This window comes from Alphaproteobacteria bacterium (genome assembly GCA_035625915.1).
Lineage (GTDB): Bacteria > Pseudomonadota > Alphaproteobacteria > JACZXZ01 > JACZXZ01 > DATDHA01.
Map to the genome: position 1 here is coordinate 1 of DASPOR010000097.1, position 13,247 is coordinate 13,247.

Here is a 13,247-nt window from a genome sequence, read left to right on the forward strand (position 1 = left end):
AACGAAGAAGTAGCGCTGGCTAACGACGAAAACGAGATAGGCTAGCGCAATCGTGAGTGTCGTTTCTGCAAGGCGGTGGTTGCGCAACATGGGCATTGCAAGGCCGAAGAGGCGGCCGCCCACGTAACCAGCCGCCAGGCCCCCGGTAAATTCGCGTACGAAATCGATGAGCCCATCGACGGGGCGGGCAGCACTCGCGCCGGTGACCATCGCCACGAGCAGGCCGTAAAGCGCAATCGCCGCCGCATCGTTAAAGAGTGCTTCTCCTTCAACCAGCATCATGAGGCGACGTGGGGCGCCAATGTCACGGAAGACAGCGACCACCGCCACCGGGTCCGTTGTTGCCACAACGGCGCCGAGGAGGAAACAGACCAAAAGCGCCTCGCCAAAGGCACCCCACAAAGCGACACCGACCACAGCGGTCGAAACCAGCACACCGATGACCGCAAGCAACAGTACCGGCGCAATGTCCTCGGTAAGGCGTTGAATATCGATGTTGAGGGCGGTCTCGAATAGCAACGCTGGCAAAAAGATATAAAGGAGTGTCTCCGCAGGCAGATTGAATTGATCGAGAGCGCGAATGAAGTCACCAACGATTCCGGCCGCCCAGGGACTCCCGCTAAAATCGGAGACGACGCCGATAGCGCAGCCAACCGCGGCGAGCAGCACGGCATACGGAACTGAGACTCGTTCGGCAATTGGCAGCAACAGGCTCACCAACGCCAGAAGCCCAGTTAATGCAAAAACCATCGAAACGATGTCGCTCAATGCCGATTACCTCGAACGAATATCGCGCCACGATGGATAACCGACCGTGGAAATCGAAGGAACGGCAAGACCCTCAATCTCCACAGACATAAATGCGGCGCCAGTGTCAAGTTTTTGGCGCCCGTCGCCGTTCCCTCCAAAATTGAGATCGTCTCAATCTCCAGTCGTCCGTGTCAGCAATATTGGCCAAACCAGAGGCTGACGCGGAGTCAGGGCTTTCCCTTATAGGGAGATACGCTACCGTCTGTTTTCCTCCATCGAAGTGAATGACGCGCCAAATCGCTTGCGTGAAGACCGAAACAAGGGTGCCGTCTCGCAAGCGCGCTCGAGTGGCTTTGAATCCGAAATTCGCTCCCGGTCCCGCACCTCGAATGTGGCGAATTTTGGATTCATGGCACAGTCGTGCGTTGTGTCCGACGAACGATTCCGGACTTCTCCCTTCGTGTGAATGCTCGGGTCTGACCGCCGGATCGAAGTCCGCGGGCGGGCATGACGGTTATGGACTTTTTTTGCGCAGAGCCCGGTGCACCAAAATCTAAATCGGACAGCCCCGGGCTTCTCCGATCGTCGTGCCTGGGCTTGACCCGGGCATCCACGGACTTCTGCCCAATCGTTGAAAGACGTGGATGGCCGGGTCTCGGCCTTCGGCCGGCACGGCCATGACATTAGAGAGAACGAACGATCGGACTCAGCGCAATATCGACCCGACTCAAAAGAAAGTGGGTTGAGGCGAATGCAAGAATGTCGGAGCGCTGCTGCGCGCAGGCCAGCCAATCATTGAGTCAACTTTTGAGATCGATTGGCCCTTGCCGTTGGACAAGTCGGGTGTCTTGCCATAGCTCGAAACCAAACCCTTCGTATCCTCGCTCGCGGATCAACGCGGCGACTCTCGCGATTGCCGTGCCGTCACCGATGACGTCGAAAGCGTCCGATTTGGTAAGTGCTTTCCTACTATCCATAAAAAAACATCGATAACGGGTCATCACCACTCTCTTTCATTGTCCGGGGGTGGATGAATATTAGTATATTAGAGAAGTGCGTTGATCTAATGAATTAATTGTTATTGAGAATCACGTAATTGTGATCATTATGGCATGAAGATCGTCACAGGAGGCGATCCAAGTGAAGTACCTGGCAAGCGCGCGACATTTCCGATCACGGGGACCGTGGGACGCGTCCTCGTATAGCGTTCGCGCGCGCACGATAGGTAATCCGTCCTCGAGCGTCGGTCGGAAGGCGCGAACGTACCCGTGCCCTGAGGACTTCGACGTTGTCCCGAGCCATGGCTGCGAGGCTCGCCCGCATTCCCCCCGTGATCGTACTCGAATTCCAGAAATCGTCGAAATCGGCAAAAGTCCGTTGCACCGGGATTTCACGCGTTTCTATCGCCTGAAGTCCCGCACCCAACCATAGTTCGTGCAACACCTCCATGCGTGAGGCGTTGATGCTCGGCGGGACCAGCGGCGTAACGCCCAATGCACTCATTTCGATCCTGATTGCGTCGAATGGGAATCCGCCACCGAGCATATCCCATGCATATGTCGCGACCACCCCGCCAGGACGAACCACCCGCACCATCTCGGCAACGCATCTTGCCGGATCGGGAACGAAGAAGATCACAAGGGCCATGACAGCGACATCGAAATAGCCGGTGTCGAAGGGCAACCCCATGGCATCGCCCAAGAGAAATCGAGCGCCACGCACCGCCGGCCGCGCCCGAGCAAAAGCAAGTTGTGCTTCGGATGGATCTATTCCATGTGTCTCGCTCGGCGCGCATCGCCGGATTAACAGCTCTGTGAAAGCGCCGTTGCCGCACCCGACGTCGAGCCATCGCTGGCCTGACGGGGGTGCGAGCCAATCGAGGAACACATCTCCCGCAAGCCGGCTCCATATGCCCATCGCGCGCTCGTAGGCCTCTCCATCATCGAAGCGAATCGGTTGTTGCGTCATTGGCGTCTTTCAATATGAGCCATTTTGTCCGCGCTATCGCCGATGCTATTCAATGGCAAGTGGGTCTCATAGGGAGTGCAACGCCGGGACGGGAGCATTCGCTTTCTCCTCCTATAAGGCCTCCTGTCGAGGGTCGAACTCGATATGTTCTCAAATATGTTCATCCGCGCAGCACAGTGCTGATCCAGGATATGAACTCCTTGCGGCGCGAACGGGCTTGGCCGGTCGATTGGAGGCTCTTGAAGATGGTTTGCGTAGGCGCCACCAGTTCGTTCGGGCTTTCGGCCGTCCGGCGCATTGCAACGAGGCAAATATCAAATACATAACCCGTGTAGCGGTCGATCATTTCCGGAGGCGTTTCCGTCATATTGCGCGCAAAGAGTTTCGCGGTTTTTTCCATCAGCACCCAAAAGTCTCCCATATCGTCACCGGTAATCGGCAGTGAATCGAAGTCGAACGGATTAACCGGCAACGCAGCCTGCGCGCGCGTTCGCGCAAAGAAATTGTCGACGTACTGAACGTCGACGATTTTGTAACTGTTCGCGCTGGCAAGGCTGAAGAAGAAACAGGGATGCACGTTGTAAAATCCATGATCGATAAAGGCGAACGATGGCATGGCATGCAGCGAGACGCCGCCGGTCCGAAGCAATCGATGAATCGATCCGAATGCTTCGCCGATGTTGAAGACATGCTCGACCGTGCCGAAATTGGTGACGACGTCGAACTGTCCGATGTCCGGTACCGCGATGTTGAGGTCCGCCAGGTACGTTGCGCGTGGATCGAAACCGTCGACCGAGCAATAAGAACCCGCCCCGAAGATTTCATAGAACGGCGCCTGCGCGTCGGCGCGGACGTTCGTGCCGTCGAAGATTCGATCGATCAGCGAAGTCACGCGGTCGTCGGCTTGACGCCGGCGGGCGACGGCGGTCAGATACTCCCGCGACACTTGTATGTCTTGCGGGCCCAAATCGAGAACCGCGGCACCCGGCCGAAGTATGTCCCTGTCAACCAGGCGACTCAACCATTCGATGTGGAGACTACCGATTGCCAATGCTCGACCTCCATTTTTTTCACGCACTGAGGCGGGATAAAGTCTGGCTGTACATAATGAGGGAAGAGTGGTCTTTTGCGCCCATCGCAGTTCGTCGCACTTACTGCATCGCCCGGCGATAAGCTATTTCACTTTTACAAGCGAAAATGAAACGCGGCCACAGCTCTGTTGTAGCTGCGTTGTGCCGGTGGCGCTGTAGGCCGTGAATGCTCCCCGCCACGGAGTGACGTTGGAATCCCCGGTGAATGTACCGTCAGCCGCAACCGTACCCTCGGCTCTGAAACCATCATTGCCGGATGTACCAATTATGATCACCCTTCCCTCCGTTATCGTCGCGATGAGGGTCCAAGTATCGCATCCTCTGCTCTTCACCCGATCTGTCGAACCTTTCCATTCGCCGTCGAATGGTCCGCCGGCAAAGACGATTCCCGCGCGAACTAACATCATGCCGATCAATGCCGGAGCGACGTGTCTCATGACGGGCCCCACGCAAATCGCACCGCTTGTTTGAGCCGGAGCGGAATAACCTTCGGGCGCAAAAAGTGCCGATTGAGTATCAGTGCACCGGTGACTTGTTTGTAGCTGGCATATCCGCCCATATGCTTCCTGTATGCGGCTGTCCGACGATGTGCGGTCGTTCAAAGGTCGGTGCGTTCTTCAGACACCCGGTTCCGTGTCTTCTTGTTGAATCGATCTTCGTAAATAGGCAGGCCGCCGGTAATCGGACCTCGGTATTGCACAATGAGAATTTCGCCGCCGGTGTCGGTTGAAAACGCGCCTTCATAGTGCGGATCCGGATGGAAAATCATCGCTCCCGGTGTGACGACCTTGTCGTCGATTTTGAAGGTTCCTTCCAACACGTACCAGACCTGGGCGAAATCATGATTGTGCACGGGGTGATACGCTCCCGGCTCCAGTCGCAAAATGCCGGCGTTCGGCTCTGTCGGCCGCTCCGCACGAGGATGGAACAGCATCTTGCCCGTCTCGCCGGGCCAGCGGATCGTCTCCCATTCGACGTCATCGCGATGTCTTATTTCGTAGGACTGATGACGTTTCTTTCCTGTGGCGTCGACGCTGACCATGGCAGCCTCCCTCGCTCCAGATGCCCAGATCGTACGATAACACGCCGTACGGACGCCGCCACGCGTTCGCGATGCGCCATCTTCCATTCGACACTGCGGTGCTACAGGGGTAGCTTGGTGGAAGCAAAAGCTGGGGGTGAATTTTGAAGGTGTTAAGGAAGATAAGCCGCGCGAACAGGCGCAAAGCCAAGCGGAAGGCCAAACGTCGAAGGCAACGCGCAAGAGCGTAATTCCATCCGCGCGCAAGAAGAAATGTCCTGATCGGGCATCGTTCCGCGGCGCGATGTGACGAACGCAAACGCGGTCACGCGTAATGTCGTCGGAGAGACAATGATGCGATACGCACGGCTCAAGGAACGGCTTACGGCCGGGGAGATCATCGTCTTGGACGGTCCCACTGGCACGGAATTGGAGCGCCGCGGCGCCCCGATGGACCCGAATGCCTGGTGCGGACCGGCAACCCTCGACAACGACCGGTTGCTGACGGAAATCCACGCAGACTACATCGGCGCGGGGGCGGACGTAATCACCGCCAACACTTTTGCAACATCGCGCTTGATGCTTGCCAGAGCTGGACTCGCCGGCCGGGTGAGTGAGATCAACCAGCGCGCCGTCGCGGCCGCGTTGCGCGCTCGCGATACCGAATCGGACGGTGCTGCGGTTGTTGTCGCGGGGTCGCTCTCGCATATGGTGCCAATAGGACAAGGCACTGAAGTACAGAATCCTGCGGAGCTGCCCTCCGACGCCGAGATCGAGGACGCGCTTTACGAGCTGGCCGGCATTCTCGCCGGCAATGGCTGTGAGCTGATTATACTCGAGATGATGTACCACCCCGCTCGCATTCGCGCAGCGGTCGATGCGGCCCGTGCGACGAAGCTGCCTGTTTGGTTCGGCGCCAGCGCGCGACGCGGGCAAGACGGCAGCCCGATCAGTTTTCACAAGTTGAACGAGATCCCCCTGGATTCCGTGGCCGCAATGATTCCCACGAGTGGGATCGACGCCGCCGGGATCATGCATACTGGCGCCGAACTCACGGGTGAAGCACTGCAGGTGGTGCGACGACATTTCGGCGGGCCGCTCATGGCCTACCCGGATTCCGGATATTTTGAGATGCCGAATTGGCGATTTGTCGACGTCATCACACCGGAGCGTTTCGAACAGTTCTGCCGCGACTGGATCGCCTCGGGCGTGCAAATCATCGGCGGCTGCTGCGGCCTGACCCCCGACCATATTCGTGCTGCGGTACGGGCCCAATCATGACGTGGACCGAGGCGCCGAGCCCAGCCCGATAGCTTTTCAGCTAATCGAATTTGCTCAAGACGATTGCCGTTTCATTGATTGGCTTGCCGCGTTTGAAGCGATCGAGGGCGAATGGCCTGATCCGCTCGTCGAGCTCGCCCTTGGCGATCGCTCGAGCCAGCAAGGCACCCGCACCCGGCCCACCGGCCCACCCGTACGACCAGCCGGCACTAAACCACAGATCCTTGAGTTCCGGATGTTCGCCAATCAGTGGCCCGAAATCGGGCGTGATATGAATCATGCCGGCCCAATGACGAAGGATACGAAGTTCGGCGAGACGCGGGAAAAGGTCCACATAGACGCGAGCGGTCGCGGTCATAACCGGCAAATCGGCGCGGAGCGACATACGCGGCCGTTCGGGGATTTCGGTCCCGCCGACGATTTCTCCGCGCGCTGTCTGGTGCAGGTAGCAAAGACGGTCGATCAGTGCGAGCGCAGGGCGAATTAAAGGTCGGATCGGCTCAAGCGCCATGGCTTCGATCCGCATGGCATAACCTGGCAAGGAAACGCCGGCCATCTCGGCGACGACCAGATTGTGGGCACCGGCGGCAACCACGACGGAATCCGTTTCGATGCGCTGATCGCCGACATGCACGGCCGAAATGCGAGCGCCGGTTCGCTCGAAGCCGGTAACGGCCGTTCGGTAGTTTATGACGACGCCGCGCGCCTCGCACGCCGCGCGATAAGCCTTCATCGCCGCATGGTGCGGCGCAATACCACCGTCCACAAGATTCAATGCAGACTTGACCCGCCGACGATCGATTGCCGGAAGGTGGGTCCTCAATCGCTCTGAATTCAAGAGTTCGGACTTGACGTCGCACTTTCGATGCACATCCGCGGCGCGTTCGAACATTGCGGCGGTTTGATCGGTCTCGGCGATCATCGTGTAGCCGCGGCGCGAGAACATCACGTTGTGACCGAGTGTGCGTGAGAGCTTGTGCCACTCCTGCGTCGAGTAACGGAAGAGTCGCGTCCACTCGGAGGTCGCGAAGCCGTTGCGGATCAGCGAACCATTTCGCCCCGAGGCCCCGCCTTGCCAATAGCCGGCATCGAGGACCAGGACGTCGCGCACGCCAAGTCTATTAAGGTTGAACGCGCAGGAGAGGCCATGGATACCGCCGCCAACGATGACGACGCGTGCCTCGCGCGGTAACGGGGTATTCATCGCTCGGGCTCCACGAGACGATCGAGCCCTGCGGCCTGGGCGACGGTCAAGGCCCGGCGAGGCGGACGGTGGCTCGGTCGGCCAATATCGGAGGCGGGGAGGGAGGTCTTTTTGGCGACGAGTTCCGCCAACATCTCCCAACAAGGCATACCCTGGCAGGGCCCCATGCCACACCCCGTCACGCGCTTGAGCACTTCGACGTCCGTTTCGCCATGCCTGATCCAGTCGAGAACTTCCCCCGCGGTCACGTCCATGCAGGGGCAAACGAGCGCTTTGGCGAGGTCCCGCTCTCCGATCGCCACGGGTTCGGGCGGAGCGGCGGCGGCGCCGACCGCAGTCACGTTGTTTCCGCTCTCGGTCGGTGACAGCTGCGTGAAGCCTTCAGCTTTGGCTTGAAACAACAATCCCGGATCGGCGTGCCACGGACCGGCGTGGACGAGTGCGTCGCATGGGGTAATTCGACCCAACTCGATCGCATCGACCCCCCGCCTGCCGATGACACGGCGCAATGCCGTCACTGAACCCACATAAACGATATTCACGCCAAGTCTCTTCAATCGCTCGGCCAGTGGCGTTTCTTCGCCGGTACCAACGACCGCTACGGCCCCACCCGGTGCCACGCCATAATCGGTTGCGAGCAAGAGCGCGGTGTGGGCGTCGAGAACGCCCGGGACGTGATTGCCTCGAACGAGTGGAGGAATGGAACGACGTCCGGTTGCCAGTATGACTCGTTTGCAGTCAAAGACGACGGCGCCCGCTGCATGGTCGTGGGGTGCCGCTGCCACCAGGCAGCCTTCGCGATAGAGGCCGAAGACCTCGCTCCCCGTAATGACGTCGACGCCAGCGTCGAGTGCAGGCAATGGGGCGTCCCAGGCCCGCGCATACCGACCGGGAAAAGTGCCGCGGGAAACCAGCAGAGTGCGTTGACCCGTGCTGGCGGCATCGTTCGCGGCCGCTCGGCCCGCGGGGCCACCTCCGACCACGACGGTGTCGACAGAGATCCGACGGCCCGTGCGAACGGCGGCCGGCAGATTCGAGTCCGGCGGCGGCGACATGCCGGCAAGGAACGCCAACAAACGCTCCCACGCTTGAAAGCGCCAAGTTCCGCTTGGCAGCAATCGGGTGTGCTCGAAACCGGCGTGCAACCAGCGAGAGGGCAAAATTTGCGCAGCGGCGAGAACATCGAATCGCTCGCTCGGCCACACATTCTGCATACGCGCATCGAGGCCCTCGATTACAGGCTCGAGGTCTAAACGAACGTTCGGCCGTCCGTTGACGCGCGCAAGGATACCCGAGAGATGACCGCCCGAGAGCCCCAAGGGGCTATGTCGCTTACGCGACCGCGCGATCGCTTTGATGCCGGAGGCGTAAAGGGCCGCCGCGACTGTGTCGCCCGCCCGCCCCTCGATCGGAGAGCCGTTCCAATTGAAGGTAACGCGCTCTTGAGAAGCGTGACGCAGCCTGTTCAATCCCCGTTCCCCACCGACGAGAAGCTTGCGTTATTGCTTCATATCACGAACGGGGGCGGGGGCGACATTCCAAGTCGTGACCGACGCTCGTTCCGCGGTGCGGATTCCTGGCAGCTTGGCGCTTTATCGAATCGCCGCGCTTGGTCACCGCATCTCCCTGAGAATTTTTACCGGCCGAAAGATTCGTCTCCCCAGTGGGTGCCGGTTGACTAGGCTCAGGGGTATTGCTGCCGAAGACAGTCGACATGTCGCCATCGGTCGGCATGTCATTTTGTGCCCTTGCGGCACCAGTGATGGACGCTGCGAGAAAAAGTGCGAGCCGAGCGCGCATCGCAACATCTCATCGCTCAAAGCTGTAAATGATGGAATTTTATCGCTTCGCGCTCTCATGACGTGTGAGCCGTTTCATATGCAGGGCATTTTGAGGTGCTTAAAGTTTCAAGTCGGTTTGGGGGCGACCGACTCCTGCCCAAAGTTTCGAATTCTCCCGATGAGGAAGCCCGGTCGCACGTTGCGAAGCTCATAAACCTTTGTCGCGACGCTTGACCGAACCGCAGCTTAAGGAGGCAAACGCGATGTCCACTCATAGACTAGGCCGCTTGCATCGCACCTACGATCCGCGGATTCCACACATGAGCGCTCTGGTTGCGGGCCAGGCCCTGTCGCCGCCGCCGGCGCAAGTGAATTACACGACGGACATGCCGACCAATCTGGGCATGATGCTCAACGACAAGCTCGGCGATTGCACATGCGCCGCCGTCTATCATGCGATTCAAGTTTGGAGCTTTAATGCAACAGGCGGCAAGGCCATGCAGACCGAGCCGGACAAGGATGTCGAGCAACTTTATATCCTTGCGTGCGGCTACAATCCCCGTGTTCCCGGTGAAGGGCCCGGAGGCAACGAACAGCACGTTCTTACCTACCTTCTGAACAAGGGTGCTCCGTTCGGCCCGAAGGGCCAAGCCGCACACAAGATCGCGGCTTTTGTCGAGGTCGATCCACGCAACACCGACGATGTCAAACGAACGATCAACGACTGTGGCGTCGCCTATATCGGATTCAACGTGCCGCAGTACATCGTACCGTCGGGCGGGCAACCACCCGCGGTCTGGGACGTGCAGAACACGGACACGAATATCGTGGGCGGTCACGCGGTCGTGCTCGCGGGCTACAATGCGAACGGCGCACGCTTGATCTCCTGGGGCCAGCTCTACAGCATGACCTGGGCCTTTTTCGCGAAGTATGTCGACGAAACCTACGCGATCGCCGACAGCACCTGGTTCGAGCACACCGGCAAAACGCCCGGCGGCCTGACGCTCAGCGAGCTCGAAGTGCAAATGCAGGCGCTTAGGACATAATTTGTCGAGGCACACCTGTAAATACGCACCCTCGACGCGGTAATGAGCTGTCACCTGCTGCGCTGTCCATCAGTCTGGAGCCGATGGACAGCGCAGACCGGCGTGGCCATTTCGATAGAATGGCATTCGGTGCCGCTCTCGGCGGCTGAACGCACCGTGCGGTCTCAGGTAACGACAACAACGGTGGATTCCGTCCCGGCTGGACAGTCGCTGCCGCTCTCTTCTCGGTGAAATATGCATCCGCTGAATAACAGGGTGGGGGATCCGAGTGGATACCGGACGAAAATCCACGCTTCCGAGATCTCTTGAAAAAGGCAAAATAGGATGCAAGTTAGACAGTCGCCGGCTGCTGCGAGTCGGTTAGTCGACCTCTGTACTTTGATACATCGACGATGTGCCGCGATCGCGGCATTGTTCAAATATCTCCTTCCGGGGTGGAGCTAGACTATGGCCGATGCGCTCTTTCACGCCCTTGCGATGGCTTTCGCCATGGGCTGGGACATCCTCTGGGCCCTGATCTTGGGCTTTTCGCTGTCGGGGGTGATCCAGGCCGTCGTCACAAAGGGCGAAATGGGGCGCCTGCTGCCCGATGCCTCGCCGCGCTCGATCCTGATTGCGAGCGGACTCGGTGCGGCAAGCTCATCGTGCTCCTACGCGGCGGTGGCCCTCGCGCGGTCGATCTTCCGTAAGGGGGGTGATTTTATCGCCGCCATGGCGTTCCAGTTCGCCTCGACCAATCTGGTGCTCGAGCTCGGGATCATCATGGCCGTGCTGATGGGCTGGCAGTTTACGGCCGCAGAGTTCGTCGGCGGCCCGATCATGATCGTCATGCTTGTCATCATTCTTCGTTCGGTCATGAACCGGCGGCTCATCGAGGAGGCGCGGCGGCAAGCGGATCGGGGATTGCAAGGGCGGATGGAGGGACATGCCGGGATGGACATGTCGGTCGGCGGCGAGGGGTCGATCCTGGCCCGGGCACTTTCGGCCGAGGGCTTCACGGCGATCAGCCACTATTTCATAATGGATTGGGCCAGCATCTGGATCGATGTCGTCCTAGGGTTGCTGATCGCGGGCGCCCTCGGCGCCTGGGTCCCGAACGATGTCTGGCAACAGTTCTTCCTGGCGCACGACCCGACCTGGTCGAAGGTGGTTGGGCCGCTGATCGGGCCTGTCGTTGCGATCGTGTCATTCGTCTGCTCGGTCGGGAACGTTCCGCTCGCGGCGGTCCTGTGGAACGGCGGGATCAGCTTCGGCGGCGTCGTGGCGTTCATCTTCGCCGACTTGATCGTTCTGCCGGTGCTGGATATCTACCGCAAATATTACGGTCTCAAAATCGCTGGCTTGCTATTTGCGGTGTTCTTCGTCGCGATGGCCGGTGCGGGATACGTCGTCGAAATGCTGTTCGACGTTCTGGGTTGGTCGCCGCGGCAGAGAACGGCGCTGGTCGTCGAATCCCACGTCAGCTGGAACTACACCACCGTTCTCAACATCGTCTTCCTCGCCCTAGCCGGCCTAATGACCTGGCGCTTTCTGAAGACGGGTGGTCCAGCAATGCTGCGCATGATGAACCAACCGATGGATGGCCAAGGTCACGACGACCACGCCCATGCCCAGCACACCCATGCCGGGCACTCCCATGCTCATCATCGGCGCGATGACGATTGAGCGTCGTTCGACAACCGCCGCTTCGATCCCTGACGCTCAGCGCCATGCCGATGGGGCGCGTGACGGCGATGCGCCGCGCGATGGCGATGTCCCGTGTCAGCGCGATTTCCAGAATCTTGGCCGTGCGATGCGCCCTGCCGGCGGGGCATACGACCCTGCCCGGGCGAATTGCCAGCGCCGGGTTCCGGCTGGTGGGGCTTTCGCTCGCCGCGATGATTGGCCGGCGCGGGGCCAGCCGCTCGCTTTGCACTCCCGCCGACGAAGGGATGATCCGCGACGACCGAAAGGGACCGTTTGGTCAGCCGCTCGATATCGCGCAGGAGGCCTCGCTCGCTCGCATCGCAGAAGGCAAGTGCCGTACCCGAGGCGCCTGCGCGCGCGGTGCGGCCGATGCGATGCACGTAGCTTTCGGGAACATTCGGCAAATCGAAGTTGATCACGTGGGACACACCTTCGATGTCGATGCCGCGTGCCGCGATGTCGGTCGCGACCAGCACACGCACGCGTCCCGCACGGAAGGCGTCGAGTGCGCGCTGGCGGGCCGATTGGGATTTATTCCCGTGGATCGCCTCGGCCCGGATGTTGTTGCGGTCCAAATACTCCACGACACGATTGGCGCCATGCTTTGTGCGCGTGAACACCAGAGTACGGGCCATCCGCGGGTCCTTGAGCAGGCTTGCCAGAAGGGCGCGCTTGTTGGCTGCGTCGACGAAGAGGACCCGCTGATTGATCGACTCGACCGTCGAGGAGACGGGCGTCACTTCGACCCTGATGGGGTTCCTGAGGATATTCTGGGCAAGGTGTGCGATATCTGCAGGCATTGTCGCGGAAAACAACAATGTCTGCCGGTCTTTTGGAAGTGCCGCGACGATCTTTCTGATATCGCGGATGAAACCCATGTCCAGCATCCTGTCCGCCTCGTCGAGCACAAGGATCGAAAGGCGGTCGAGTTTGACATGACCTTGACCCATGAGGTCGAGCAGGCGCCCGGGCGTCGCGATCACGATGTCGACGCCGCGACGGAGGGAGTCGACTTGCGGGTTTTGTCCAACGCCGCCGAAGATGACGGCGTGCCGCAGGTGCATGTATCGCCCATAGGACCGAAAGCTCTCGCCGATCTGGATGGCAAGTTCGCGGGTCGGCGTGAGAATGAGGGCTCGCGCATATTTGGGACCTGCACTGGTGCGCGGATCGGCGAGGCGTTCGAGGATCGGCAAGGCGAACGCGGCCGTCTTGCCGGTGCCGGTCTGCGCCACGCCGAGGAGGTCGCGTCCGGCCCGGAGATGGGGGATCGCCTGGGCCTGGATGGGGGTTGGGATTCGATATTGCTCGGTTTCGAGGGCGCGCAGAATGGGGGCACTCAAGGCGAGGTCGGTGAATTGTAGTGTCACGATGTAAGTACTTTCTTCTTGGCCGTCACAAACATGCGGGCTCGACCGG

10 protein-coding genes are annotated in these 13,247 nt (G+C 59.9%); 3 read left to right on the plus strand and 7 right to left on the minus strand.

What is annotated here, in order from left to right:
* From VEJ16_07660 to VEJ16_07675, 4 genes are all read right to left on the minus strand, one after another.
* The coding region (locus VEJ16_07660; GenBank protein HYB09530.1) for a cation:proton antiporter at window positions 1-750 on the minus strand (750 nt) is incomplete at its 3' end.
* Window positions 751-1,923: 1,173 nt separating this feature from the next.
* Complete coding sequence (locus VEJ16_07665; GenBank protein HYB09531.1) at window positions 1,924-2,718, minus strand: class I SAM-dependent methyltransferase; 795 nt, start codon at window positions 2,716-2,718, stop codon at window positions 1,924-1,926.
* Between the two features lie 160 nt (window positions 2,719-2,878).
* Complete coding sequence (locus tag VEJ16_07670) at window positions 2,879-3,769, minus strand: class I SAM-dependent methyltransferase (GenBank protein HYB09532.1); 891 nt, start codon at window positions 3,767-3,769, stop codon at window positions 2,879-2,881.
* Window positions 3,770-4,407: 638 nt separating this feature from the next.
* Entirely contained in the window at window positions 4,408-4,851 is a 444-nt protein-coding gene (locus tag VEJ16_07675) for a cupin domain-containing protein (protein ID HYB09533.1), read from the minus strand.
* 330 nt (window positions 4,852-5,181) lie between these two features.
* Here VEJ16_07675 and VEJ16_07680 point away from each other — a divergent pair, with 330 nt between their 5' ends.
* On the plus strand, window positions 5,182-6,111 hold the full coding sequence (locus VEJ16_07680; protein HYB09534.1) for a homocysteine S-methyltransferase family protein: 930 nt from the start codon (window positions 5,182-5,184) through the stop codon (window positions 6,109-6,111).
* Window positions 6,112-6,151: 40 nt separating this feature from the next.
* On the opposite strand, the gene VEJ16_07685 is transcribed toward VEJ16_07680, so the two are convergent.
* Together VEJ16_07685 and VEJ16_07690 are read right to left on the minus strand one after the other, a co-directional pair.
* Complete coding sequence (locus tag VEJ16_07685) at window positions 6,152-7,315, minus strand: FAD-binding oxidoreductase (protein ID HYB09535.1); 1,164 nt, start codon at window positions 7,313-7,315, stop codon at window positions 6,152-6,154.
* The gene (locus tag VEJ16_07690) at window positions 7,312-8,784 is read right to left on the minus strand and encodes a 2Fe-2S iron-sulfur cluster-binding protein (protein ID HYB09536.1); all 1,473 of its coding nucleotides are present in this window, start codon (window positions 8,782-8,784) and stop codon (window positions 7,312-7,314) included. Before VEJ16_07690 ends, VEJ16_07685 begins: the two co-directional genes overlap by 4 nt.
* Before the next feature lie 632 nt (window positions 8,785-9,416).
* On the opposite strand from VEJ16_07690, the gene VEJ16_07695 reads away from it, so the two are divergent.
* Window positions 9,417-10,142, plus strand: a complete 726-nt coding sequence (locus VEJ16_07695; GenBank protein HYB09537.1) for a hypothetical protein — start codon at window positions 9,417-9,419, stop codon at window positions 10,140-10,142.
* A 447-nt stretch (window positions 10,143-10,589) separates the two neighbouring features.
* Window positions 10,590-11,807 (plus strand): permease, encoded by a 1,218-nt coding sequence (locus tag VEJ16_07700; GenBank protein HYB09538.1) that lies wholly within the window; start codon window positions 10,590-10,592, stop codon window positions 11,805-11,807.
* Here VEJ16_07700 and VEJ16_07705 read toward each other — a convergent pair.
* Complete coding sequence (locus VEJ16_07705; protein HYB09539.1) at window positions 11,786-13,201, minus strand: DEAD/DEAH box helicase; 1,416 nt, start codon at window positions 13,199-13,201, stop codon at window positions 11,786-11,788. The two genes, VEJ16_07700 and VEJ16_07705, sit on opposite strands and share 22 nt — an antisense overlap.
* Between the last annotated feature and the right edge of the window lie 46 nt (window positions 13,202-13,247).